This window comes from Ectopseudomonas toyotomiensis (assembly GCF_900115695.1).
In the GTDB taxonomy this organism is placed as follows: Bacteria; Pseudomonadota; Gammaproteobacteria; order Pseudomonadales; family Pseudomonadaceae; genus Aquipseudomonas; species Aquipseudomonas toyotomiensis.
On record NZ_FOXK01000002.1, the window covers coordinates 300111 to 324849 of the forward strand.

Consider the following 24739-nt stretch of genomic DNA (forward strand, 5'->3'; position numbering starts at 1 on the left):
GATCAAAAACGCCCGGCCTGCCGGGCGTTTTCGTTTGCGGTCGCAGGGTGCGCCATGCACAGCAACCGAGGCTGCGCGTCAGGCTTCCAGATACCGCTGCGCCAAGTGCTCGACGGTGCTGCGTGAGGGCTGGTTCAGGTGTGGCGCCACCAGCATCATGATCTGGTACACCACCAGGCGCACTTCACCTTCCTGGTCGAGGATGCGCTGATAGTCGAGGGAGAACAGCAGAGTCAGGGTGATCTGCTCGACCAGTTGGCCGAGCGCCTGGGTGCCGCTGGCCAGTTGGCCGTCGGCCATCAGGCGGGCGAGCAGGGAGGCCAGCGTGCGTTTCAGCGCGTTCAGCCAGTGACGAATGCCGCGCGCCAGTTTCGGCAGACGCCCGGCCAGGTTGGACAGGTCCTGGAAGAGAAAGCGGTACTGCGACAGGCGCTCGACGATCAGGTGCAGGAACAGCCAGTAGTCCTCGACGTCCAGCTGGGCTTCGGCTGGCGGGTCGAGCAAAGGCGCCATCTCGCTCTGGAAACGCTCGAAAAGCTCCAGTACCAGCGGCTCCTTGCCATGGAAGTGGTAGTAGAGATTGCCCGGGCTGATGTCCAGCTCGTTGGCGATTTCCAGTGTGGAAACGTTGGGCTCGCCCTGCTCGTTGAACAGCTGCAGGGCGGTTTGCAGAATGCGCTCGCGGGTTTTCATCCTTGGCTTCTTGTTCGATTAGGCGCGAAGGGCTGACGATAACCGGCCGGCGTGCAGCCGGCCATCCCTTTAGTAAAAGTCGCGTAGCGACATCTCTCATGTCCTTCTCTCTTCGGGGGAAGGTGGAGCGAAGCGCCGGATGAAGGATGTGGGCATGCCGCGCAGGTTTTGTTGGCGCTGGGGGCTTCGTGGCATGCCGCTTCAGCGGATATGCACGTAAGTGCCCGGTGCCGCCTCCATGGCCGGATGGTTCTGGTTACCCAGCGCCATCAGGGTTTCGCGTTGCGCGCCGGAGCGTGCCTGCATCCACTCCAGCCACTGTGGCCACCAACTGCCTTGCTGGTGCGTGGCGTCGTGATACCAGGCGCGTGGGTCGGAGGTGAGCTTGGTGTTCTCGTAGTAGTTGGCCTTGGGGTTGCCCGGCGGGTTGAGAATGCTCTGGATATGCCCGCTATTGGACAGAATGAAGCGGCGGTTGCCGCCAAGCAGCAGGGTCGAGCGATAGACCGCATCCCAGGGCGTGATGTGATCGTTGATACCGGCCACGCTGAAGCTGTCGACGTTGACCTTGGCCAGATCCACTGGCGTACCGCAGACCTCCAACGCACCCGCGCGGCTAAGCGGGTTGTGTTTGAAGAAATCGATCAGGTCGCCATGCAGTGCAGCGGGCAGCCGCGTGTTGTCGTTGTTCCAGTAGAGGATGTCGAAGGCTGGCGGCTGCTTGCCAAGCAGGTAATTGTTGACCCAGTAGTTCCAGATCAGGTCGTTGGGGCGCATCCAGGCGAATACTCTGGCCATGTCGCGACCGTCCAGCACGCCCTGCTGGTAGGAGCGGCGCTTGGCCGATTCGAGGGTTTCCTCGTCGGCGAAGAGCATCGCCGGGCTGTCGATCTGGCTATCGAGCAGACTGACCATGTAGGTGGCGCTGGCAACTTTGCGCAGCTGGCGGCGTGCCTGCAGGTGGCCTTGCAGGGCGGCGATGGTCAGGCCGCCGGCGCAGGCGCCGAGCAGGTTGACGTCCTTGCTGCCGGAGATGGCGCGGCAGGCATCGACGGCCTCCTCGACGGCCTGCACGTAGCTCGACAGGCCCCATTCGCGGTGGCGTGGATCGGGGTTGCGCCAGCTGATCATGAAGGTCTGCAGGCCGTTCTTCAGTGCGTACTGGACGAAGCTCTTGTCGTTGGACAGGTCGAATATGTAGTACTTGTTGATCTGTGGCGGCACGATCAGCAGTGGGCGCAGGTACTGCTTTTCGCTCATCGGCTTGTACTGGATCAGTTCCAGAAGCTCGTTGCGAAAGACCACGGCACCTGGCGTGCAGGCCAGATTACGGCCGACCTCGAAGGCGTGTTTGCTGACCTGGCTGGGCAGGCCGTCGTTGTTCAGCAGGTCGTCGAGCAGATGGCGCAGGCCCTTGAAGGCGCTACTACCTCCTGTGTTGAACAGCTCCTTGAGTGCCTGCGGGTTGAGCGGGCTGTTCGACGGTGACAGGGCGTCGCTCATCAGCGATGCGAGAAAGCGCGCGCGGGCGCGGTCATCGGCCGACAGATCGCTGTCGTCGATCCACGCAGCCAGTTGTTTCTGCCACGCCAGATAGGCCTGCAGGCTGCGTCGGTAGAAGGGGTTGAGGTGCCAGGTCGGGTCGGCGAAACGCGCGTCTTGCGGGTTGACCTTGTGCAGGGTATCGCCGAGCAGCACCCGGCCAAGCTGGCTGCCGAAGGCCAGCAGATGACGTCCACTGCGCACCGGGTTCTTCAGGCCCTGGGCGGCCAGCAGGCGCATGGTGGACAACAGATCGCGACCGCGCACGCCGACCACGGCGCTCTGGGCATTCATGAAACTGGCAGGTGCCGGCAGTGAAGCCGGGTTCGACTTGTCTCGCATGGGGCAACACTCCGTCGTCAAACCGTCTAGAGACTTTCATGGCGCGGACTGCCTGACACGCACCTTGTACTTGTGCAGGGTGTGCAGCAAGCCCTGTACCAGGCGCGCGGGAAGTGCATTCCAGAGCGCCGCGTCGAACAACAAGAGGCCTTGAGCGGCCCCTTTGTCGAGCACGCAGAACATTGCGCACTACGCTGGTGCGGTCAATGCTGGCGCAATGGTGTGGGCTGCGGGTGCATCACCGCGCGGTGCCGTTCCTCTTCGAGAAACTTCATGATGATCGGGGCCACCGCTTCGGCGCGGGTAACCAGGAACAGGTGGCCGTCGTCGATCACGTGCAGTTCGGCGTTGGGAATGCGCCAGGCCAGCAGGCGCATGTTGATCAGCGGAATCAGTGGGTCGTCGTCGCCGGCCATCACCAAGGTCGGTTGGCGGATCTTGTGCAGCCAGTGGATGCTGGTCCAGCCGAGGCCGGCGAACAGCTGCCAGTAGTAGCCCATCTTGCCGCCCGAGCGCACCTTGCTGGCGTGCGCCATGGCCAGCTTGGGGTCGCGCCGGAAGGCGCCACCGTAGATGTCCGGGGCGATGCGCACACCGTAGGACGGCTGCACATAGCGGCGTGGGCTGGCCATGCGCCAGAGCACCTTGGGCTTGCCCGGCACCATCACCGCGCCGGCTGACGTGGCGGCGAGGATCAGCTTCTTGCAGCGCTCGGGATAGTCATGGGCGAACTGCTGCGCCAGGGCGCCGCCCCAGGACACGCCGATGGCATTGACCTGACCGTAGTCGAGGTAATCGAGCATGCGCGCTGCCAGCTTGGCCAGACCGGGGAAGCGGTAGGGCGTGGCCGGCGTGGAGGAACCGCCGACACCGGGGACGTCGAAGGCGATGATTTCCAGCTCCGGGTCCAGGGCGGCGACGAAGGGCATCACCAGCTCCAGGTTGGCGCCGATGCCGTTGAAGATCAGCAGCGGCACCAACTGGCTGTTGCCTGGCCGCACCGCGGTGCGGATGGTCTGCCCATCGAGATCGATGGTGCGGAATACGAATGGTTGCGGCATAGGCGCAGCCCCTGTGGAGTTGAGCGCTGGAGAGGGCCGTCCGGGCCGCCTCCAGGGTTACCAGGGGTTACCTGGTTCCACGCCGGTCAGACCGTCGTGGCGTGCGGCACTTCCCGGTGCCGCTGCGGTTGAGACTGAAAATCAGCGTTCGTGTACATAGGTGCCCGGAGCGGCTTCGCCGGCCGGGAATTTCTTGTTGCCCAGCGCTCGTGGCGCATTCTTGGTTTCGCCCGAGCGTTCGCTCAGCCACGTCTGCCAATGTAGCCACCAGGAGTCGGCGTGCTTGGTCGAGCTTTCCTGCCAGGCCTTCGGGTCCAGCGGCATCTCGCTGTTGGTCATGTAGCGCGCCTTGGGATTACCCGGTGGGTTGAGAATGCTTTGGATATGGCCGCTGTTGGACAGCACGAACTCGCACTTGCCGCCGAACAGGTGCGCCGACTTGTAGCAGGAGTCCCATGGCGTGATGTGGTCGGTGGTGCCGGCGACGACGAAGAAATCACAGGTGACCTGCTTGAGGTCGATCGGTGTGCCGCAGACTTCCAGCGCGCCCGGACGGGTCAGTGGGTTGGTCTGGAACATGTCGATGAACTCGCCATGCAGCGCGGCCGGCAGACGCGTGGTGTCGTTGTTCCAATAAAGGATGTCGAACACTGGTGGCTCGTTGCCGAGCAGGTAGTTGTTGACCCAGTAGTTCCAGATCAGGTCGTTGGGGCGCATCCAGGCGAACACCTTGGCCATGTCGCTACCCTCCAGTACGCCGGCCTGGTAGGAGCGGCGCTTGGCGGCTTCCAGGGTCTTCTCGTCGGCGAACAAGGCAACCTGGGTGTCGAGCTGGGTGTCGAGCACGCTGACCAGCAGGGTCAGGGCGTTGACCTTCTGCTGGCCAAGCGCTGCATAGTGACCGAGCAGCGAGGCAGTGGTCAGGCCGCCGGAGCAGGCGCCTAGCATGTTGACGTCCTTGCTGCCGGTGATGGCGCAGATCACGTCGATGGCTTCCTTGAGCGCCTCGATGTATGTGGACAGGCCCCACTCGCGCTGTGCCTTGGTCGGGTTGCGCCAGCTGACCACGAAGGTCTGTACCTGGCTGCGCAACAGGAAGCGCGCCAGGCTCTTGTCGGGCGACAGGTCGAAGACGTAGAACTTGTTGATCTGCGGTGGCACCACCAGCAGCGGGCGCTCGTGCACGCTCTCGGTGATTGGCTTGTACTGGATCAGCTCCAGCACATCGTTGCGAAATACCACGGCGCCGTCGGTGGTGGCCAGGTTCTTGCCGACCTCGAAGGCCTCCATGTTCACCTGGCTGGGCATGCCGCCGTTGTGCACCATGTCCTTGGCCAGGTGGGAGAGACCATCGAGCAGGCTTTTGCCGCCGGTTTCGAAGAAGCGTTTGACCGCGGCCGGGTTGGCCATGCTGTTGGACGGCGCCATGGCTTCGGTCATCAGGTTGATGACGAAGTGGCCGCGACTGGCGTCCTGCTCGGACAGCGAGCTGTGTTCGATCCAGTCATGCAGTTCCTTGCGCCAGGCCAGGTAGGTCTGCAGGTAGCGGCGATATAGCGGGTTCTGGCTCCAGGCCGGGTCGGCGAAACGGCGGTCGCCGTCTTCAGGCTTGAGCGCGGACTGGCCGAGCATGACGTTCTTCAGTTCGAGGCCGAAATGGGCGACGTGCTTGGCGCTGTGGAAGGGTTGCTTGAGTGCCTGGGAGAGCACCATGCGGGCAGAGGTCAGGAGATCCTTGCCGCGGATACCAATCACCGGGTTGAGTCCCAGGGTGTTTTCCGAGGCCTGGCGTTTCAGGTCTTCGTTATTCTTATCACTCATCTACGACGCTCCATTGTCCTGAGACGAATACCGGCCTGCGAGGGCGCACGGCGACACAGGGCCTGGTACTGCTCGGGTTACCGGGGGCGGATCGAGTCCGCGTATTTCGTTGCACCTGGCACTGCCAAATGCAGGGAACCTGCCAGTTCCTTGGTTACCCGAGTTTGTGAAGTTAAGCAAGCTGCTCGATGGCGCAGGAGTATGCCGCGATAGATTAGAAAACTCGCCCTAACTGTCGTTAACGTGGTCGTTGGCGGATGCGCCGAGCGCTCTGTGGCAAGGGTTTTCCTGACGCCTCAGAGCATCAGACGTACGACCGATTCGCTGGGGTCGCGGGATTTCCCAGCGGCGCTGAGCTGCGCCAGATAGTCGGCCCACAGCTGATCATGCCGGGTGGCCAACTCGTGCAGATAGTCCCAAGTGAACAGGCCGCTGTCATGGCCGTCGTCGAAGCACAGTTTCAGTGCATAGTTGCCGGCCGGTTCGATGCGCTCCAGGCCGACGTTGAGCTTGCCGGTCTGCAGAGTCGGCTTGCCATGCCCCTGCACCTCGGCCGACGGCGAGTGCACGCGCAGGAACTCGGCGCTGAGCGAATAGCTCTGTTCGCCGTAGCGCAGCTCCAGGGTTTTCGAGGCCTTGTGCAGTTTGATCGCGCTGGGGATGGGCATGGCTGATTTCCGTGATCTTTTTAGGCACAACGCCCAGTTGAGTGATTGCACCGTCCTGTAGGAGCGGATTTATCCGCGAATTTCGCGGCTGAAGCGGAATGCCGCCCAGCCGCTCCTACAGAATGACGCCGGCCACCGGCTCTAAGATCGTGCTTCTGGATTTACAGAATATAGCGCGACAGGTCTTCGTCCTGTGCCAGCTCGCCGAGGTGACCGTTGACGTAAGCCGCGTCGATACGGATCGGCTCGCCGTTCTGCTGGCCTGCCAGGTCGCCGGCACTGAAGGACACCTCCTCCAGCAGGCGCTCGAGCAGCGTGTGCAGGCGGCGGGCGCCGATGTTTTCGGTCTTCTCGTTGACCTGCCAGGCGATCTCGGCCAGACGCTTGATGCCGTCTTCGGCGAACTCGATGTTCAAACCCTCGGTCTGCAGCAGTGCACTGTACTGCTCGGTGAGCGAGGCATGCGGCTCGCTGAGGATGCGCTCGAAGTCCTGCGGGCTCAGCGCCTTGAGCTCGACGCGGATCGGCAGGCGACCCTGCAGTTCGGGCACCAGATCGCTGGGTTTGCTCAGGTGGAAGGCGCCGCTGGCAATGAACAGGATATGGTCGGTCTTGACCATGCCCAGCTTGGTGTTGACCGTACAACCTTCGATCAGCGGCAGCAGGTCGCGCTGCACGCCTTCACGCGACACATCGGCGCCGCCGGTGTTGCCGCGCTTGGCGACCTTGTCGATCTCGTCGATGAAAACGATGCCGTGCTGCTCGACGGCTTCCAGGGCTCGAGCCTTGAGTTCTTCCTCGTTGACCAGGCGGGCGGCCTCCTCGTCGCGCACCAGTTTCAGCGCGTCGGCGACCTTGAGCTTGCGGCTCTTCTTCTTGCCCTTGCCCATGCTGGAGAACAGGTTCTGCAGCTGGTTGGTCATTTCTTCCATGCCTGGCGGGGTCATGATCTCTACGCCCATGGGCGAGTCGGCCACTTCGATGTCGATTTCCTTGTCGTTCAACTGACCTTCGCGCAGGCGCTTGCGGAACAGCTGACGGGTATTGGAATCCTCGCTGCGCACCGGCTCGTCACCGAAGCCCTGGCGCGCGGGTGGCAGCAGCGCGTCGAGGATGCGCTCCTCGGCGGCATCTTCGGCGCGGTGGCGGACCTTGGTGATTTCCTGCTCACGCAGCATTTTCACCGCTGCATCGGCCAGGTCGCGGATGATCGATTCGACATCGCGGCCGACATAGCCGACCTCGGTGAACTTGGTGGCTTCCACTTTGAGGAACGGCGCATTGGCCAGCTTGGCCAGACGACGGGCGATCTCGGTCTTTCCGACGCCGGTGGGGCCGATCATCAGGATATTCTTCGGCGTGACTTCCTGGCGCAGTTCGGCCGGCAGCTGCATGCGCCGCCAGCGGTTGCGCAGGGCGATGGCCACGGCGCGCTTGGCGTCGTCCTGGCCGATGATGTGGCGGTTGAGTTCGTGGACGATCTCGCGGGGCGTCATGGACATGGAGTTTGGCTCGCTATCGAATCTGTATGAAGAACGGACGTCACTCGGGCGCGTCCAGTTCCTCTATTGTCTGGTGATGATTGGTGAACACGCAGATGTCGCCGGCGATGCCGAGTGCAGTCTGCGCTACCTCGAGGGCGGACAGGTCGGTCTTCATCAGCAGGGCGCGGGCGGCGGCCTGGGCGAAGTTGCCGCCGGAGCCCATGGCGATCAGGCCTTCCTCGGGTTCGACGACGTCGCCGTTGCCGGTGATGATCAGCGAGGCGTCCTTGTTGGCCACTGCCAGCATGGCTTCCAGGCGGCTCAGGCTGCGGTCGGTACGCCAGTCCTTGGCCAGCTCGACGGCGGCGCGCACCAGGTGACCCTGGTGTTTTTCCAACTGGCCTTCGAAGCGCTCGAACAGGGTGAAGGCGTCGGCGGTGGCACCGGCGAAGCCGGCCAGCACCTGGCCGTGGTAGAGGCGGCGCACCTTCTTGGCGTTGCCCTTCATGACGGTGTTGCCGAGGGAAACCTGGCCGTCGCCAGCCATCACGACCTTGCCGTGGCGGCGCACTGAAACGATGGTGGTCAAGGGTGAATCTCCACGCTGCGGGGCGAACTTGCCCGGATGGAAACTCAGATGGGGTGCCCGCCGCAGCTTTTCAACCGGCGGCGGGTCAATCGGCGATCAGCGGACCTGGCGTTGCTGTAACAGCAGGTTGCTGAAGCCGCCGGCTGCCAGGGTCTTCTGCGCGCTGGCCAGTTGCTCGCGGCTGGCGAAGGGGCCGACCAGTACGCGGTGCCAGGTTTCCTCACGCACCTTGCCGGTTTCCACCCGTACGTTCTGGCCGAGCAGGATGATCTGCGCGCGCAGGCCGTCGGCGTCATCACGTTTACGGAACGAGCCGGCCTGCAGGAAGAACTGCGTGGTGACCGGCGCGCTGGCCAGGACGGGCGGTGGGGGCGGCGGCACCTGGCCGTTAAGGGCCGCTTCGGCGCGAGCGGTGTCGATCTTCGCGGCTTCTTCCGGGGTGACCGGCTTTTGCTCAGGCACGGGTGGTGGCGTTTCTTCCAGTGCCTGCGGCAGGATCACTTCCGACTCCGGCAGCAGAGTGTAGAAGTCGTACTTGGGCCTGGATGGCTCGGGTTGCGTCGGCTTCGGCTCAGGCTTGGTGCTGCGCACTTGTTCGCCCTTGTCGCGCTTGATCTCGTCACGGCCTGGTTCGAGGCTGAACAGGAACATGAAGAAACCGCCGACCACCAGGCCGCAGGCCAGCCAGATCCAGCCCGGTACCGGCTTCTTCGCTGGGGCCTGATAGCGACTGGCGCCGCGTTTCGGTGCCGGCTTCTTGCGCGCTGCCATTTACATCCGCTCCAGAGTTTCCAGGCCGAGCAGCTCCAGGCCCTGCTTGAGGGTGCGGCCGGTAAGGGCTGCCAGGCGCAGGCGGCTGTCACGGGTGGCCTCGTCCTCGGCGCTGAGGATCGGACAGTTCTCATAGAAGCTGGAGAACAGGCCGGCGAGGTCATACAGGTAGGCACAAAGGATATGCGGCGTGCCCTTGTTGGCGACGTTGCCGAGCAGCTCGTTGAATTGTGCCAGCTTGGCTGCCAGGGCTTGCTCCTGCTCGGCGACCAGGGTGATCTGCCCGCCGATCTCGTCCACGCCCTTGCCCAGCTTGCGGAACACGCCGGCCACGCGGGTGTAGGCGTACAGCAGGTAGGGTGCGGTATTGCCCTCGAAGCTGAGCATCAGGTCGAAGTTGAAGCTGTAGTCGCTGGTGCGATGCTTGGACAGGTCGGCGTACTTCACCGAGGCGATGCCAACCACGCGGGCGATTCTACGCAGCTCGTCCTCGCCCAGGTCCGGGTTCTTGTCCTTGACCAGGCTGTAGGCGCGCTGTTCGGCTTCGTCGAGCAGTTGCACCAGCTTCACCGTGCCGCCGTCGCGGGTCTTGAACGGGCGGCCGTCCGGGCCGTTCATGGTGCCGAAGCCCATGTGTTCCATGTCCATGCTGGCCGGGACGAAGCCGGCCAGGCGCGCGCAGGCGAAGACCATCTGGAAGTGCAGGGCCTGGCGCTGGTCGACGAAGTACAGCACGCGGTCGGCCTTGAGCACGCCTGCGCGGTAGCGGGTGGCGGCCAGGTCGGTGGTGGCGTACAGGTAGCCGCCGCCTGCCTTCTGCACGATCAGCGGGAGCGGGTTGCCTTCGGCGTTCTTGAATTCGTCCATGAACACGCACTGGGCGCCGTTGTCTTCGGTCAGCAGGCCCTTGGCGGCGAGATCGGCGACCACCTGCGGCAGGTCGTCGTTATAGGCACTCTCGCCCTTGACGTCGGCCATGGAGAGCTTGACGCCGAGACGGTCATACAGCGCCTGGCAGTGCGACAGGGAGATGTCGTTGAAACGGTGCCACAGGCGCAGGCACTCGGCGTCGCCGGCCTGCAGTTGCACCACCAGCTCACGGGCGCGGTCGGCGAACTCGGGGGATTCGTCGAAGCGCTTCTTGGCGGCGCGGTAGAAACCTTCCAGGTCGGCCAGCTCGCTTTCGGCGGCGGCCGGGTTTTCCTGCATGTAGGCCAGCAGCATGCCGAATTGGGTGCCCCAGTCGCCGACATGGTTCTGGCGGATCACGGTGTCACCGAGGAACTCCAGTACGCGCGCCACGCCGTCTCCGATGATGGTCGAGCGCAGGTGGCCGACGTGCATTTCCTTGGCCAGGTTCGGCGCCGACAGGTCGACCACCACGCGCTGCGCGGGGCCGTTCTTGCGCACGCCGAGATGGGCGTCGGCCAGTGCCGCTTCCAGGTACTGAGCCAGGACATCGCTGTTCTGGAAGAAGTTGAGAAAGCCGGGACCGGCGATTTCCACCTTGGTGATCTGCTCGTCGGCCGGTAATGCCGCGATCAGTTTCTCGGCCAGGTCGCGCGGCTTCATGCCGGCGGGTTTGGCCAGCATCATGGCGATGTTGCTGGCGAAGTCGCCGTGGCTCTTGTCCTTGGTGTTCTCCACCTGGATGGCCGGCGTCAGGCCCGCAGGTAACACGCCTTCGGCGGTCAGGCGGTCGAGGGCTTGCTGGATCAGGTGGCGAATGCTGTCTTTCATGTTCGGCTCGGGTTGCCTTGGGGCTTTGATCGAAAACTGCGCATTATAGAAGTAGCGACAGGCTGCAGGCCATAACTTGTAGGGTGCGCTATGCGCACAAAGGGTTGCCTGGTTGCGAATCGAGAAGCGGGTGCGCACGGCGCACCCTATGGTTAGGCGAAGCGGTGGTGCGTCAAAACAGGTCGATCGGGTCGACATCCAGCGACCAGCGCACTGCACGACCGCTGGGCATTTGTTCCAGTGCATGCAACCAGCGGTTGAGCAGCCGGTGTAGTGGCGCGCGGGCATTGCCCTGCAGCAGCAGTTGCGCGCGGAAGCGCCCGGCGCGGCGTTCCATCGGTGCGGGCACCGGTCCGAGCAGTTCGATGCCGGTCAGACCCAGTTCGCCCAGCAAATATTCGGCCTCGCTGCAGGCCTCATCGAGAAAACTCTCGGCCTGGCCAGGCTTGTGCGCTTCGGCGCGCAGCAACGCCAGGTGGCAGAATGGTGGCAGACCGGCACTGCGGCGTTCGCTCAGCTCCTGTTCGGCGAAGGCGAAGTAGCCTTGCTCGGTCAGTTGCACCAGCAGCGGATGGTCGGCCAGGTGGCTCTGGATAATCACCTTGCCCGGTTCCTCGGCGCGGCCGGCGCGACCGGCAACCTGCACGATCAGCTGCGCCATGCGCTCGCTGGCGCGGAAATCGGCGGAGAACAGGCCGCCGTCGGCATCGAGGATCGACACCAGTGTCACTCTGGGGAAGTGATGACCCTTGGCGAGCATCTGGGTGCCGACCAGGATGCACGGCTCGCCCTTGTTGATGGTGGCGAACAGGCGATCCATCGCGCCCTTGCGTGAGGTGCTGTCGCGGTCGATGCGCAGCACCGGGTAGTCGGGGAACAGCACCGCCAGGCGCTCTTCGGCGCGCTCGGTGCCAGCCCCGACCGGGCGCAGGTCGACGTGCTGGCATTTCGGGCAGTTGCTCGGCTGTTTCTCGACGTGGCCGCAGTGATGGCAGCGCAGTTCCTGATAGCGCTGGTGCACGGTCATGCGTGCGTCGCAGCGTGGGCATTCGGACAGCCAGCCGCAGTCGTGGCAGAGCAGGGTCGGGGCGAAGCCGCGGCGGTTGAGAAACACCAGCACCTGCTGGCCGGCGGCGAGGGTCTGGGCGATGGCCTGCTGCATCGGCCCGGAGATGCCCGAATCCAGTGGCCGGCTCTTCACGTCCAGGCGCAGGAAGCGCGGCTGGCTGGCGCCGCCGGCGCGCTGGGTCAGCTTGAGCAGGGCATAGCGGCCGCTGTAGGCGTTGTGCAGGCTCTCCAGCGAAGGTGTGGCCGAGCCGAGGACGATGGGCACGTCTTCCTGGCGGGCGCGCACCAGCGCCAGGTCACGGGCGTGGTAGCGCAGACCTTCCTGCTGTTTATAGGAAGCGTCGTGTTCTTCGTCGACGATGATCAGCCCCGGGTTCTTCATCGGCGTGAACAGCGCCGAGCGCGTGCCGATGATGATGTCGGCCTCGCCATCGCGTGCCGCCAGCCAGGCGTCGAGGCGCTCGCGGTCGTTCACTGCCGAATGCAGCAGGGCGATACGTGCATTGAAGCGGCGAGCGAAGCGGTCGAAGGTCTGCGGCCCGAGGTTGATCTCGGGGATCAGCACCAGCGCCTGCTTGCCGGCCTCCAGGCATTGGTGGATCAGTTGCAGGTAAACCTCGGTCTTGCCGCTGCCGGTGACGCCCGCCAGTAGAAAGGCATTGAACTGGCCCCAGCCTGACGCCACGGCATTCACCGCGGCACGCTGCTCGGCATTCAGTGGCAGTTCCGGTTGTGCCAGCCAGTGCGCCGGCTTGGCATGCGGCTGGGTGCGGCGCACCTCGACCCGTACCAGCCCCTTCTCATGCAGCAATTGCAGGCTGTCGCGGTTGAGTTGCAGCTGGCTGAGCAGGCTGTGGGCGACACCGTGCGGGTGTTGCGCCAGTGCCTTGAGGGCGTCGCGCTGGCGTGGCGCGCGGGCCAGGCGAGGGTCGTCGACGCTGGCGCCTTTGTTGGCCAGCCAGTAACGCTCCTGGCGGGTTTCGGCGGGTTCGCCCTGGCGTAGCAACACGGGCAAGGCCCAGCTCAGGGTGTCGCCTAGGCTGTGCTGGTAGTACTGCGCCGTCCACAGGCACAGCTTGAACAGCGACGCCGGCAGCGGTGGGCGGGCGTCGAGCAGTTCCAGGGCGGGCTTGAGCTTGTCCGTCGGGACCTCGCTCTGGCTGTCGACTTCTACCAGCACGCCGATCATCTCGCGCCGGCCGAAGGGCACGCGCAGGCGTGCGCCTGGCTGCAAGGCGCTGCGCGACACGCCGGCGGGGGCGAGGTAGTCGAACAGGCGGCGCAGCGGCGAGGGCAGCGCGAGGCGCAGGATCAGGTTGGGCAAGCCAGAAGCTCCATTGACAGGCCGGCGATCTTAACACGCGACGACCGGCGCCTTGCGTGGCTTGCATCGGTCTGCGTCTCTGGTAAGATGCGCGGCCTATTTCTGTGCGGTGCCTGACATTGGTCGGGTGGCGGCACGACTACCCCGAGGAAAGCACGATGAAAGCCGATATCCATCCGAACTACGTCGAAATCGACGCTACCTGCTCCTGCGGTAACGTGATCAAGACCCGCTCCACCCTGGGCAAGAACCTGAGCCTCGACGTTTGCTCCGAGTGCCACCCGTTCTACACCGGTAAGCAGAAAGTGCTGGACACCGGCGGCCGTATCGATCGCTTCAAGCAGCGCTTCGGCGTATTCGGCGCCAAGTAAGCGACCGAACGATTACGGAACGTGCCATGCACCTTTCCGTGAATCTGAAAAAGGCGTCCCTGGTGGGCGCCTTTTTCGTTTCTCTGCTGTGTGTCGATCTGGCGCAGGCCTTCTGTCCGCAGCGCACAGATCTGGCTCAGGTCGTCGTACGTCAGGTGGTCGATGGCGACACCGTGCGCCTGACCGATGGGCGCAGCATTCGCCTGATCGGCATCAACGCACCTGAGCTGGGGCGCAAGGGACGTAGTGACGAGCCTTTCGCCGTGCAATCCAAGCGTCGTCTGCAGGCGCTGGTCGATGCCAGTGATGGCCGTGTCGGCCTGCTCTACGGTGAGCAGCGCAAGGATCGTTACGGTCGTACCCTGGCCCATCTTTACGACCGTCAGGGGCGTAATCTGGAAGCGCAGTTGCTGGGTGAAGGCCTTGGTTTCATGGTCGCCGTGGCGCCCAATAGTGCACTCGTGAGTTGTCAGGTAGAGGCCGAGCGCCAGGCACGGCGTCAGCGTCTGGGTGTGTGGCGCACCGAGCAAGTGAAGACGGCTGGCCAAATAAAAAGTGGCGGCTTCGCCATGCTCGGCGGGCGGGTGGCGGGTGTGCAACGCAATCGTGGCGGCCTCTGGCTCGATCTCGATGGGGGGCGGGTATTGCGCGTGTCGCCTGAGCTGCTTGGCGAGTTCGATGTGCGCGCCTTGCAGCGGCTCGAAGGGCGACGGGTGGAGGCGCGGGGCTGGGTCATCGATCGCCAGAGTCGCGGTGGCTTGAAATCTGGGCAGGCGCGCTGGATGCTGCCGCTTACTCATTCGGCGATGCTGGAGGTGTTGCCATGATACGCGCATTGACGCTGTGTTTTATCTGCGGCTGGTTGGCGGGTTGCGCGGTCAATCCCGCCACGGGCCGCACCGATTTCGTGATGATGAGCGAGCGTCAGGAGCTGGAACTTGGTGCGCGTTACAACCAGGAAATCCTCAAGCAGTATCCGCGCTATGAGGACGCCAAGTTGCAGGCCTATATCCAGCGCGTCGGCGAGCGGGTGGCACGCAGCAGCCATCGCAATCAGCTCAACTACGTTTTCACCTTGGTGGACAGCCCGGACGTCAACGCCTTCGCCTTGCCGGGGGGCTACATCTATATCCACCGTGGCCTGCTCGCCTATCTCAATTCCGAAGCGGAACTGGCGGCCGTGCTGGGCCACGAGGTCGGTCACGTGACCGCGCGCCACAGCGTGCGCCAGCAAAGCCAGTCCACGGCCTGGGGCTTGCTCGGGCAGGCTGCGGCCATCGGTACCGGTGTCGGGGCGGTAGGGGATCTGACCAGTGCCATGGGCAATGCTTTCGTGCGCGGCTACGGGCGCGACATGGAGCTGGAAGCCGACGGCCTTGGCGCGCAATACCTGGCGCGTGGTGGCTACGATCCGCAAGCGATGATCGAGGTGGTCAAGGTGCTCAAGGCGCAGGAGGATTTCGCCCGCGAGCAGGCAGCCAAGCGGGGCGAAGTGCCCGCGGCGGGTGGCTACCACGGCTTGTTCGACACCCACCCGGACAATGATCGTCGTCTGCAGGAGGTGATCGGTCCTGCACGTGCGCTGGTGGGCGGTAATCAGGAAGTGGGGCGCGACAATTTCCTGCAGATGCTCGACGGCCTGGTGTTCGGCGATTCGGCCGCCAGCGGCATTCGTCGTGGGCGCAATTTCTATCACGGCGAGCTGGACTTCACCCTGACCTACCCGCAGGGCTGGCAACTGGTCAATCGCCCCGATGTGTTGATCGGCCACACCCCGGATGAGCAGGCTTTCATCGCCATGACCCTGGAAGCGGCGGACAAGCGTCTGTCGCCTGCCGAATTTCTGCGCCAGCGCGTCGGCAACCAGCGTCTGATGGCCGGTGAGGAGCTGCGCCTTGGTGCGTTGCAGGGCTATACGGCGGTGTTGCAGGGTCAGTCGGCGCGTCGCGTGGCGGTGATCTATCGTGGCGACAACGCTTACCTGTTTGTGGCAGCGGTGAAAGGTCGTGCCTCGCTGGAAACCGAGGACCAACGTTTCCTTGAGGTTATCCGCAGTTACCGGCCGCTGAAGCCTGCCGAACGCAAGCTGGCCGAGCCAGTGCGCCTGCACCTGGTAAGGGCGAAGGCAGGGCAGAGCATCTCCGCTTTGGCCAAGAATTCGCCGCTGCCGGCCGACGGCGAGGCCCAGTTGCGCCTGCTCAACGGGCTCTACCCAAGCGGTGAGCCGCGTGCTGGAGAGTGGCTGAAAACGCTGCGCTAGCGCGGCGCTTCAATCGCGACCGAACGGTCTTGTGCAGGTGTATACAACTTGCGTATCCTCGGCCGCCTGCCCGTTCAACAGCCAACAAAAGCGGAAATGCCACTATGTCAGATCTAAAAACTGCCGCTCTCGAATATCACGCCCAGCCCCGCCCCGGTAAGCTGAGCGTCGAGTTGACCAAAGCCACCGCTACTGCCCGCGACCTGTCGCTGGCCTACAGCCCGGGTGTCGCTGAGCCGGTTCGCGAAATCGCTCGTGACGCCGAGCTGGCCTACCGTTACACCGGTAAAGGCAACCTGGTAGCCGTTATTTCCGATGGCACCGCCATCCTCGGCCTGGGTAACCTCGGCCCGCTGGCGTCCAAGCCGGTGATGGAAGGTAAAGGCGTGCTGTTCAAGCGTTTCGCCGGTATCGATGTGTTCGATATCGAAGTAGATTCGGAAAGCCCGCAGGCCTTCATCGACACCGTCAAGCGCATCTCCATCACCTTCGGCGGCATCAACTTGGAAGATATCAAGGCCCCCGAGTGCTTCGAGATCGAGCGCGCGCTGATCGAGCAGTGCGACATTCCGGTATTCCACGATGACCAGCACGGCACTGCGATCGTTACCGCTGCCGGCATGCTCAACGCCCTGGAAATCGCCGGCAAGACCCTGGAAGAGGCGAAGATCGTCTGCCTGGGGGCCGGTGCTGCCGCCATCTCCTGCATGAAGCTGCTGGTGAGCATGGGCGCCAAGGTCGAGAACATCTTCATGATCGATCGCAAGGGCGTGATTCACGCTGGCCGCGATGATCTGAACCAGTACAAGGCGGTATTCGCTCACGAAACCGATCGTCGCACCCTGTCCGATGCGCTCGACGGCGCGGACGTATTCGTCGGTCTGTCCGGCGCCAACCTGCTGAGCCCGGAAGATCTCCAGCGTATGGCGGCCAACCCGATCGTCTTCGCCTGCTCCAACCCGGATCCGGAAATCAAACCGGAGCTGGCGCACGAGACGCGCAACGACGTGATCATGGCCACCGGTCGTTCGGACTATCCGAACCAGGTCAACAATGTGCTGGGTTTCCCCTTCATCTTCCGCGGTGCTCTGGACGTGCGCGCCACCCGCATCAACGAAGAGATGAAGATCGCCGCAGCGCTGGCGCTGCGTGATCTGGCCAAGTTGCCGGTACCGCAGGAAGTCTGCGACGCCTACGGCGGTATCGAGCTGTCGTTCGGTCGTGAGTACATCATTCCGAAGCCAATGGACCAGCGTCTGATCACCGTGGTTTGCGATGCAGTGGCCAAGGCTGCCATCGAATCCGGCGTGGCGACTCTGCCCTATCCGAAGCACTATCCGCTCAAGTCGGTGGATGAAGTGTTCAACGGCTGATCGGCCTGGCAATAAAAAACCCGCTTCGGCGGGTTTTTTATTGTCGATGATTCGGCTCAGGGCGACGCTTACTGTCGTGTGAGCCTTATCCTAGAACAAGTCGATCGGCGCCATCTCGTCGGCCGGTAGCGGGCTGCCAGGCACGCCCATGCCAGGTTCGAACTCGCTCATCGGAGGGGGCGAGTCTTCACTCTTGAACAGTTCGAAATAGGCGTCCGGTGTGCCGGGTGCGGCAGCGCGGCCACTGATTGGGTCGACGCGCAGCGTCAGTAGCCCCTTGGGTTCCTTGGGCAGATGGTTGGGGCGATCCTTGAGTACTGCGCCCATGTAGTTCATCCAGATCGGCAGCGCGACAGTGCCGCCGTACTCATGGCGGCCCAGGCTCTCCGGCTGGTCGAAGCCGGCCCAGACGGTGGTGACGTAATCGGCGTTGTAGCCTGAGAACCAGCTGTCCTTGGACTCGTTGGTGGTGCCGGTCTTGCCTGCCAGGTCATTGCGGCCAAGGGCGAGAGCACGGCGGCCGGTACCGCGCTTGATCACGTCCTGCAGCATGCTGGTCATGATGTAGGCGGTGCGCTCGTCGATGATCTGTTCGGCGACCTTGGGCTCCTCCAGCGGCAACTCATCAGTTGCGTTGACGGTGAGGTTGGCGTTCTCCTCGGTCGGTGCGCTGCCTGGCACGCGGGCCGGATTGGCGCGGAACAGCGGCTTGCCGTTGCGGTCATCGATGCGTTCGATCAGGTACGGCTCGATCTTGTAACCGCCATTGGCGAAGACGGCCCAGCCCTCAGCGATTTCCATGGGGGTCAGGCTGGCAGTGCCGAGTGCCAGTGACAGGTTGCGTGGCAGATCCTGCGGGGCGAAGCCGAAGCGCTCGATATAGCGCAAGCTACGGTCGATGCCCATGTCCTGCAGCAGGCGGATGGAAACCAGGTTGCGCGACTTGTACAACGCTTCGCGCATGCGAATCGGGCCGAGGAAGGTGTTGTTGTCGTTCTTCGGACGCCACTTCTGTGACAGGTAGTCGTCGGAGAGGATGATTGGCGCATCGTTGACGAGCGTCGCTGCAGTGTAGCCGCTATCGAGAGCCGCGCTATAGATGAAGGGCTTGAAGCTCGAACCCGGCTGGCGCTTGGCCTGCACGGCGCGGTTGTAGTTGCTCTGATCGAACGAGAATCCACCGACCAGTGACTGAATGGCGCCGCTGTATGGGTCGAGGGAAACCAACGCGCTCTGCGCAGCGGGGACTTGGGTGAAACGCAGGCTGCCATCCTCCTGGCGCTGCACGCGAACGATATCGCCGATCTGGGTGACATCGCCAGGCTGCTGCGGCCGCGGTCCGAGGCTGTTGGTGTTGAGGAAAGGACGTGCCCATTTCATGCTGTCCCACGACACCGCTTGTTCTTCGCTGTTACGGGTCAGTACCAGAATGCCGCTTTTCTCTACCTGGGTAACCACGGCAGGCTCCAGGCCGCCGATGCTGCGGTACTTGGCCAGCTCGGCCAGCCAGGTTTCGCGGGTCATGCCCGGCAGGCGACTCTCAGGACCGCGATAGCCGTGGCGCTGGTCATAGGCGATCAGTCCGTCACGCAGGGCGGTGTTGGCCACTTCCTGCAATTGGCTGGGCACGGTGGTGGTGACGTTGAAACCTTCGGTGTAAGCCTCGCTGCCATAGCGACCGACCATCTCCGCACGCGCCATCTCGGCTATATAAGGCGCGCTCAGTTCGGGAGCAGGTACGTGGTAGCGCGCGTCGACTTCTTCGGCCAGGGCTTGCTCGTAGCTGGCCTGATCGATACGGCCCAGGCGATACAGGCGGCCGAGAATCCAGTCGCGGCGCTCCTTGGCGCGGGTCGGATTGACCAGCGGGTTGTAGCGCGACGGTGCTTTCGGCAGGCCGGCGATCATCGCCATCTGCGCCAAGTTCAGGTCACGGATCGATTTGCCGTAGTACACCTGTGCAGCAGCTTCGATGCCGTAGGCGCGGTGGCCGAGGTAGATCTTGTTGACGTAGAGCTCGAGGATCTCGTCTTTGCTCAGTTCGCGCTCGATCTGCAAGGCCAGGAGAATTTCGGTGGCCTTGCGCGAGAAACTGCGCTCGCTGGTGAGGAAGAAGTTCTTCGCTACCTGCATGGTAATGGTGCTGCCACCGCTCTGAATCTGGCCGCTTTTCAATAATTGCGTGGCAGCGCGCATCAGGCTGGTCACATCGACGCCATAATGATTGGCGAAATTATCGTCTTCGGCAGCCAGCAGGGCGCTGATGAATTCCTTGGGGATTTCGTCGAAGCGAATGGGCGAACGGCGCATCTCGCCGAACTCGGCGATCAGCTTGGCATCGCTGCTGTAGACGCGCAGAGGAATCTGCAGCTGTACCTGGCGCAGCGACTCGACGGACGGAAGGGTCGGGCTAAGATAAAGAAACGCGCCGCTGAAACTGAGCAACAGCCCACAAAAAACGGCAACGCAAGACCACCAGATGAACTTCAGCAGGCGTATCAAAATGTTCGGAATTCCAAGTAAAAGAATGAGTTAAGCAGGAGCCGAGGCTAAAAGGGAAAAGCTGATCACATTATAAGCGTTTTTTTTCCCGGGGAGCCATTTGCGCTTCTGTCAAGACTGATATTTAATGTGGAAAAACATAAATAGTCCGTAAGTCGCGGATGCCAATAGGAAAACGGTCGTGCTAGGGCTCTTCACTAAGAAAGCGAATACGCTGCTGGGGATCGATATCAGCTCGACTTCGGTCAAGCTCCTCGAACTGAGTCGCTCGGGAAGCCGCTACAAAGTAGAGGCTTATTCAGTCGAGCCGCTTCCACCTAACGCAGTGGTAGAGAAGAACATCGCCGAGCTGGAGGGGGTCGGTCAGGCACTCTCTCGCGTATTGGCCAAGGCCAAGAGCGGTGTCAAGACGGCTGCAGTTGCTGTGGCGGGTTCGGCTGTCATCACCAAGACCATCGAAATGGAAGCAGGTCTTTCCGAGGACGACTTGGAAAACCAGCTGAAGATCGAGGCCGATCAGTACATTCCCTACCCGCTGGAAGAAGTCGCCATCGATTTCGAAGTGCAGGGGGCGGCGCCGCGCAACCCCGAGCGGGTCGAGGTGCTGCTGGCTGCATGCCGTAAGGAGAACGTGGAGGTCCGCGAGGCCGCCCTTGCGCTCGCAGGACTTACCGCGAAAGTGGTCGATGTCGAGGCGTATGCCCTCGAGCGCGCATACAGCCTGCTGGAGGCGCAGCTGGGAGGTGGTCACGATGAGTTGACCGTCGCGGTGGTGGATATTGGCGCGACGATGACCACGCTCAGTGTTCTGCACAATGGCCGCACCATCTACACCCGCGAGCAGCTTTTCGGCGGCAAGCAGCTGACCGAGGAAATCCAGCGCCGCTACGGCCTGTCGGTCGAGGAAGCTGGGCTTGCCAAGAAGCAAGGTGGTCTTCCAGATGACTACGACAGTGAGGTTTTGCAACCGTTCAAAGAAGCTGTCGTTCAGCAGGTTTCGCGCTCGCTGCAGTTCTTCTTCGCCGCCGGGCAATTCAATGATGTCGACTACATCCTCCTGGCTGGCGGCACCGCGTCCATTCCTGATCTCGATCGGTTGATCCAGCAGAAGATTGGTACGCAGACGCTAGTGGCCAATCCCTTTGCCGATATGGCGCTGAGCAGCAAGGTCAACGCCGGTGCGCTGGCCAGTGATGCGCCGGCACTGATGATTGCCTGTGGTCTGGCGATGAGGAGTTTCGACTGATGGCGCGGATTAACCTACTTCCCTGGCGTGAACAGCTGCGCGAGGAGCGCAAGCAGCGGTTTTTGGTAAGCCTTGTCGGTGTCCTCGTTGTGGCTGCTGGTTTGGTGTTTCTGGGGGATCAATTTCTCAGTGCGGCGATCAGCAACCAGAATGCGCGAAATGACTTCATCAAGAAGGAGATCGCAGTTCTCGATGCGCGTATCAAGGAAATCAGTGAGTTGAGAACGCGTCGCCAGCAATTGTTGGAGCGCATGAAGATTATTCAAGACTTGCAGGGTAACCGGCCAATTATCGGTCGTGTGTTCGACCAGTTGGTGAGAACGCTGCCGGACGGTGTGTATTTCACCAATGTGAAAATGGCGGGTAAGAGCATTGCCATTGTTGGTGCGGCTGAATCGAATAATCGCGTCTCGAATCTGATGCGTAACTTGGATGGTTCTGAGTGGTTAACGGCTCCTAATCTGACCGAAGTCAAAGCCGTTACTGCGGGGGCTCTGGATCAGGCGAATGTGTTTCAGTTGACGGTCCAGCAGACGCAGCCTGATCAAGAAAAGGCGGAGGCGGTGCAATGAGTATTAAAGATTCCTTGGACAGCCTGCGCAGTATTGATGTCAATGACCTTGATTTGAATAATGTTGGGTCGTGGCCTGGTGCGGTCAAATTCATTGCCGGCCTGCTACTGCTTATTGTCGTTCTGGCGTTGGGCTACAACTTTCACCTCAAGGATCTGCAAAGCATGCTCGAGCAGCGTCAGCGAGAAGAGGTGACGCTGAAGGAGCAGTTCTCCAGCAAAGCTTTTCAGGCGGCGAACCTTGAGGCCTACAAAGAGCAGATGCAGGAGATGGAGGTGTCCTTCGGCGCTCTTCTGCGTCAGCTGCCAAGCGATACCGAGGTTCCCGGGTTGCTGGAGGATATTACCCGTACCGGCCTGGGTAGTGGCTTGGAGTTCGAAGAGATCAAGCTGTTGCCGGAAGTGGCTCAGCAGTTCTATATCGAGTTGCCGATTCAGATCAAAGTCACCGGTGGTTATCACGACCTTGCGACTTTCGTAAGCGGCGTTGCCAGTCTGCCGCGTATCGTTACCCTGCATGATTTTCAGTTGGCGCCAGCCAGTGCTGGAAACTCCAGCCGCCTGAGCATGCAGATTATGGCCAAGACCTATCGCTACAATGATAAGGGGGCTCAATAATGAGTTTCTCTCGTTTGGTTCTGGTGGCGGGGTTCTCTCTTCTGACAGGGTGCGGCGTCGGTGGTGATTTTTCCGATTTGCGTACCTATATGGATGAAGTGCGCGCAAAGCCTAAAGGCGCTATTGAGCCGCTGCCGACTTTTCAGCCGTATGAAAGCTTCACTTATCGTGCTGCGTCTTTACGTAGCCCGTTTCAGCCCCCGGTCAAGATCGATGTCGTAACCCGGCAAAAAGGGGCGCCAGAGATCAAGCCTGATGAAAGTCGTGTCAAGCAATTCCTCGAAGGGTTCAACATCGAAACATTCGAGATGGTTGGCACGCTGAGAAACGATCACCAGTTATTCGCTCTGGTTAACGGTGCGGGTGGTGTTCATCGTGTAAAAGTAGGCGACTTTCTTGGGCGTAACCACGGCAAGATTCTCGTGATCGATGACTCCAAGATCGATGTTATGGAAATTGTTCCAGATGGCGAAGGTGGCTGGCTTGAGCGACCACGCAGCCTTTCCTTGAAGGAGCGCTCCTGACGGGGCGGGGTGAGAAATGAATATAAATAATCTGTCTGCCACACGGGATACGAAAATGAACAGCTCTCTTTCGCGTCTTAGCGTCGCTCTGCTGGCGGCGCTGCTGTCGCCCGCGGTATTGGCGGCCAATCTTCAGGATTTGAATGTCGCCAGTTTGCCTGGTGATCGAGTTGAGCTGAAGCTTTCCTTCGATGAGCCGGTAACGGCTCCTCGCGGCTATACCATCGAGCAGCCTGCGCGTATCGCTTTGGATCTGCCGGGAGTGTCGAACAAGCTCGGCTCCAAGAATCGTGAACTGGGCGTCGGTAATGCGCGTAGCGTTACCATTGTCGAGGCCAAGGACCGTACCCGTCTGATCGTCAACCTCACCAGTCTGGCGCCATACAGCACTCGAGTTGAGGGTAATGATCTGTATGTTCTGGTTGGTGATTCTTCTGCTGTCGCGTCGCGGCCCTCTGCCTCGGCGCCTGCTTCGGTAGCGGCGGTTCCGCCCAAGAAAACCTACGGTCCTCAACCGAAAACAATCAGTAATATCGACTTTCAGCGTGGGGAGCAGGGTGAGGGCAATATCGTCATTACCCTTTCCGATGCATCGGTGAGCCCTGATATCCAGGAGCAGGGCGGGAAGATCCGTCTGGACTTCGCCAAAACTGACCTGCCCGAGTCGCTGCGTGTACGGCTGGATGTGAAGGATTTCGCGACGCCGGTGCAGTTCGTCAGTGCCACGGGTAGCGCAGACAGAACCAGTATCGTGATTGAACCAGTCGGTTTATACGATTACCTGGCTTACCAGACCGAGAACAAGCTGACGTTGAGTGTCAAACCTCTCACTCAGGATGACGTAGAACGCCGCAAGGCTGAGCGCTTTGCTTATACCGGGGAGAAATTGTCGCTCAACTTTCAGGATATCGATGTGCGTTCGGTGCTGCAGCTGATTGCGGACTTCACTGATCTGAACCTGGTTGCAAGCGATACTGTCGCCGGCAATATCACTCTGCGTTTGCAGAACGTGCCATGGGATCAGGCGTTGGACCTGGTGCTGAAGACCAAGGGGCTCGACAAGCGTCAGGTCGGCAATGTCTTGTTGGTGGCGCCGGCGGACGAGATCGCCGCTCGTGAGCGTCAAGAACTGGAGTCGCAGAAGCAGATCGCCGAACTCGCCCCGCTGCGTCGTGAGCTGATTCAGGTGAACTACGCCAAGGCGGCCGATATGGCCAAACTGTTCCAGTCGGTCACCAGTGCTGATGGTTCAGCGGATGTACGAGGCTCTGTAACCGTCGATGATCGCACCAATAGCATCATTGCCTATCAGACCCAGGAGCGCCTTGACGAACTGCGTCGCATCATCGCTCAGTTAGACATTCCTGTGCGTCAGGTGATGATCGAGGCTCGTATTGTTGAGGCGAACGTGAATTACGACAAGGCGTTGGGAGTTCGTTGGGGGGGGCTCGACTCGTCGGGGTAATTGGAGTCTTTATGGTAAGGACGGTGCAACCTCCTTTGACGATGGGCAGGCCTTTTTGCCCGGCACTGACACCATAGGAGATTTCACATTGGAGGATGGCGTTGCTCCCGTGCCTTTCGTCGATATGGGGGTTGCAGCCAGCACTTCGGGTATCGGTATTGGCTTCCTGACAGACAATCTTGTTCTGGATCTACAGCTTTCCGCTATGGAAAGCTCTGGAAATGGTGAAGTTGTTTCTCAGCCCAAGGTGGTTACTGCAGATAAAGAAACTGCAAAAATTCTCAAGGGGCAGGAGGTTCCGTATCAAGAAGCCAGCTCCAGTGGGGCCACCTCCACATCCTTCAAGGAAGCGGCACTGTCTCTTGAGGTGACGCCTCAAATCACCCCAGACAATCGAATTATCATGGAGGTGAAGGTTACCAAGGACGCGCCTGACTTTCAGCGAGCTATCAACGGCGTTCCTCCGATCAACAAGAATGAGGTCAACGCTAAGGTTTTGGTTTCTGATGGTGAAACGATCGTCATTGGTGGCGTTTTCGAGAATACCCAAACCAAGGCTATTGAAAAGGTCCCGTTCTTAGGCGATTTGCCTTATCTGGGGCGGTTGTTCCGCCGCGATATCGTGCAGGACAACAAGACCGAGTTGCTGGTTTTCCTCACTCCGCGCATCATGAACAACCAAGCCATTGCCGTGAACCGATGACCT

Annotated in this window: 19 protein-coding genes and 1 pseudogene; 9 read left to right on the forward strand and 11 right to left on the reverse strand. The window is 61.6% G+C overall.

What is annotated here, in order from left to right; genetic code table 11:
- Positions 1-78: 78 nt before the first annotated feature.
- The 10 genes from BM186_RS04725 to BM186_RS04770 all read right to left on the reverse strand — a co-directional run bounded on the left by BM186_RS04725 (position 79) and on the right by BM186_RS04770 (position 13103).
- The gene (locus tag BM186_RS04725; RefSeq protein WP_072423373.1) at positions 79-693 is read right to left on the reverse strand and encodes a TetR/AcrR family transcriptional regulator; all 615 of its coding nucleotides are present in this window, start codon (positions 691-693) and stop codon (positions 79-81) included.
- Between the two features lie 201 nt (positions 694-894).
- Positions 895-2577 (reverse strand): class II poly(R)-hydroxyalkanoic acid synthase, encoded by a 1683-nt coding sequence (phaC, locus tag BM186_RS04730; RefSeq protein ID WP_072423372.1) that lies wholly within the window; start codon positions 2575-2577, stop codon positions 895-897.
- Between the two features lie 203 nt (positions 2578-2780).
- Positions 2781-3638 (reverse strand): poly(3-hydroxyalkanoate) depolymerase, encoded by an 858-nt coding sequence (phaZ, locus tag BM186_RS04735; protein ID WP_003458999.1) that lies wholly within the window; start codon positions 3636-3638, stop codon positions 2781-2783.
- A gap of 141 nt (positions 3639-3779) precedes the next feature.
- Positions 3780-5459: a class II poly(R)-hydroxyalkanoic acid synthase gene (phaC, locus tag BM186_RS04740; RefSeq protein WP_072423371.1), complete on the reverse strand. Its 1680-nt coding sequence runs from the start codon at positions 5457-5459 to the stop codon at positions 3780-3782.
- Between the two features lie 296 nt (positions 5460-5755).
- Positions 5756-6127 carry a gamma-butyrobetaine hydroxylase family protein gene (locus BM186_RS04745; protein WP_074913714.1) on the reverse strand — a complete coding sequence of 124 codons (372 nt, stop codon included), beginning with the start codon at positions 6125-6127 and terminating at the stop codon, positions 5756-5758.
- A gap of 161 nt (positions 6128-6288) precedes the next feature.
- Positions 6289-7629 (reverse strand): HslU--HslV peptidase ATPase subunit, encoded by a 1341-nt coding sequence (hslU, locus tag BM186_RS04750; RefSeq protein WP_017678530.1) that lies wholly within the window; start codon positions 7627-7629, stop codon positions 6289-6291.
- 40 nt (positions 7630-7669) lie between these two features.
- Entirely contained in the window at positions 7670-8200 is a 531-nt protein-coding gene (hslV, locus tag BM186_RS04755) for an ATP-dependent protease subunit HslV (protein WP_003459006.1), read from the reverse strand.
- A gap of 96 nt (positions 8201-8296) precedes the next feature.
- A complete protein-coding gene (locus BM186_RS04760; protein WP_021487790.1) occupies positions 8297-8971 on the reverse strand; it encodes an SPOR domain-containing protein in 675 nt (224 codons plus the stop codon).
- A complete protein-coding gene (gene argS / locus BM186_RS04765) occupies positions 8972-10711 on the reverse strand; it encodes an arginine--tRNA ligase (RefSeq protein WP_074913715.1) in 1740 nt (579 codons plus the stop codon).
- A 172-nt stretch (positions 10712-10883) separates the two neighbouring features.
- Positions 10884-13103, reverse strand: a complete 2220-nt coding sequence (locus BM186_RS04770; RefSeq protein WP_074913716.1) for a primosomal protein N' — start codon at positions 13101-13103, stop codon at positions 10884-10886.
- Between the two features lie 158 nt (positions 13104-13261).
- On the opposite strand from BM186_RS04770, the gene rpmE reads away from it, so the two are divergent.
- The 4 genes from rpmE to BM186_RS04790 all read left to right on the forward strand — a co-directional run bounded on the left by rpmE (position 13262) and on the right by BM186_RS04790 (position 17107).
- A complete protein-coding gene (gene rpmE, locus BM186_RS04775; RefSeq protein WP_003459015.1) occupies positions 13262-13474 on the forward strand; it encodes a 50S ribosomal protein L31 in 213 nt (70 codons plus the stop codon).
- Positions 13475-13500: 26 nt separating this feature from the next.
- Complete coding sequence (locus BM186_RS04780) at positions 13501-14301, forward strand: thermonuclease family protein (RefSeq protein WP_074913717.1); 801 nt, start codon at positions 13501-13503, stop codon at positions 14299-14301.
- Complete coding sequence (locus tag BM186_RS04785) at positions 14298-15734, forward strand: M48 family metalloprotease (RefSeq protein WP_074913718.1); 1437 nt, start codon at positions 14298-14300, stop codon at positions 15732-15734. Before BM186_RS04780 ends, BM186_RS04785 begins: the two co-directional genes overlap by 4 nt.
- Positions 15735-15838: 104 nt before the next feature.
- A complete protein-coding gene (locus BM186_RS04790) occupies positions 15839-17107 on the forward strand; it encodes a malic enzyme-like NAD(P)-binding protein (RefSeq protein ID WP_017678537.1) in 1269 nt (422 codons plus the stop codon).
- A 90-nt stretch (positions 17108-17197) separates the two neighbouring features.
- Here BM186_RS04790 and BM186_RS04795 read toward each other — a convergent pair whose 3' ends face one another.
- The gene (locus tag BM186_RS04795; protein ID WP_074913719.1) at positions 17198-19609 is read right to left on the reverse strand and encodes a penicillin-binding protein 1A; all 2412 of its coding nucleotides are present in this window, start codon (positions 19607-19609) and stop codon (positions 17198-17200) included.
- A 181-nt stretch (positions 19610-19790) separates the two neighbouring features.
- Between BM186_RS04795 and BM186_RS04800 the strand changes: the two genes are divergently transcribed.
- The 5 genes and pseudogenes from BM186_RS04800 (at position 19791) to pilQ (ending at position 24736) form a co-directional block, all read left to right on the forward strand.
- Positions 19791-20855, forward strand: coding sequence for a pilus assembly protein PilM (locus BM186_RS04800; RefSeq protein WP_074913720.1), 1065 nt, complete (start codon positions 19791-19793; stop codon positions 20853-20855).
- Entirely contained in the window at positions 20855-21427 is a 573-nt protein-coding gene (pilN, locus tag BM186_RS04805; protein WP_072423363.1) for a type 4a pilus biogenesis protein PilN, read from the forward strand. The genes BM186_RS04800 and pilN overlap by 1 nt, the downstream gene beginning before the upstream one ends.
- Positions 21424-22044, forward strand: coding sequence for a type 4a pilus biogenesis protein PilO (gene pilO / locus BM186_RS04810; RefSeq protein ID WP_072423362.1), 621 nt, complete (start codon positions 21424-21426; stop codon positions 22042-22044). Before pilN ends, pilO begins: the two co-directional genes overlap by 4 nt.
- Complete coding sequence (gene pilP / locus BM186_RS04815) at positions 22044-22568, forward strand: type 4a pilus biogenesis lipoprotein PilP (RefSeq protein WP_072423361.1); 525 nt, start codon at positions 22044-22046, stop codon at positions 22566-22568. Before pilO ends, pilP begins: the two co-directional genes overlap by 1 nt.
- A gap of 55 nt (positions 22569-22623) precedes the next feature.
- Positions 22624-24736, forward strand: a pseudogene (pilQ, locus tag BM186_RS04820) (type IV pilus secretin PilQ).
- Positions 24737-24739: the final 3 nt, after the last annotated feature.

Coding starts and splice junctions, on each gene's coding strand:
- BM186_RS04725 (WP_072423373.1), bottom strand. CDS start 693: ATGAAAACCCGCGAGCGCATTCTGCAAACCGCCCTGCAGCTGTTCAAC.
- phaC (WP_072423372.1), bottom strand. CDS start 2,577: ATGCGAGACAAGTCGAACCCGGCTTCACTGCCGGCACCTGCCAGTTTC.
- phaZ (WP_003458999.1), bottom strand. CDS start 3,638: ATGCCGCAACCATTCGTATTCCGCACCATCGATCTCGATGGGCAGACC.
- phaC (WP_072423371.1), bottom strand. CDS start 5,459: ATGAGTGATAAGAATAACGAAGACCTGAAACGCCAGGCCTCGGAAAAC.
- BM186_RS04745 (WP_074913714.1), bottom strand. CDS start 6,127: ATGCCCATCCCCAGCGCGATCAAACTGCACAAGGCCTCGAAAACCCTG.
- hslU (WP_017678530.1), bottom strand. CDS start 7,629: ATGTCCATGACGCCCCGCGAGATCGTCCACGAACTCAACCGCCACATC.
- BM186_RS04760 (WP_021487790.1), bottom strand. CDS start 8,971: ATGGCAGCGCGCAAGAAGCCGGCACCGAAACGCGGCGCCAGTCGCTAT.
- argS (WP_074913715.1), bottom strand. CDS start 10,711: ATGAAAGACAGCATTCGCCACCTGATCCAGCAAGCCCTCGACCGCCTG.
- rpmE (WP_003459015.1), top strand. CDS start 13,262: ATGAAAGCCGATATCCATCCGAACTACGTCGAAATCGACGCTACCTGC.
- BM186_RS04780 (WP_074913717.1), top strand. CDS start 13,501: ATGCACCTTTCCGTGAATCTGAAAAAGGCGTCCCTGGTGGGCGCCTTT.
- BM186_RS04785 (WP_074913718.1), top strand. CDS start 14,298: ATGATACGCGCATTGACGCTGTGTTTTATCTGCGGCTGGTTGGCGGGT.
- BM186_RS04790 (WP_017678537.1), top strand. CDS start 15,839: ATGTCAGATCTAAAAACTGCCGCTCTCGAATATCACGCCCAGCCCCGC.
- pilN (WP_072423363.1), top strand. CDS start 20,855: ATGGCGCGGATTAACCTACTTCCCTGGCGTGAACAGCTGCGCGAGGAG.
- pilO (WP_072423362.1), top strand. CDS start 21,424: ATGAGTATTAAAGATTCCTTGGACAGCCTGCGCAGTATTGATGTCAAT.
- pilP (WP_072423361.1), top strand. CDS start 22,044: ATGAGTTTCTCTCGTTTGGTTCTGGTGGCGGGGTTCTCTCTTCTGACA.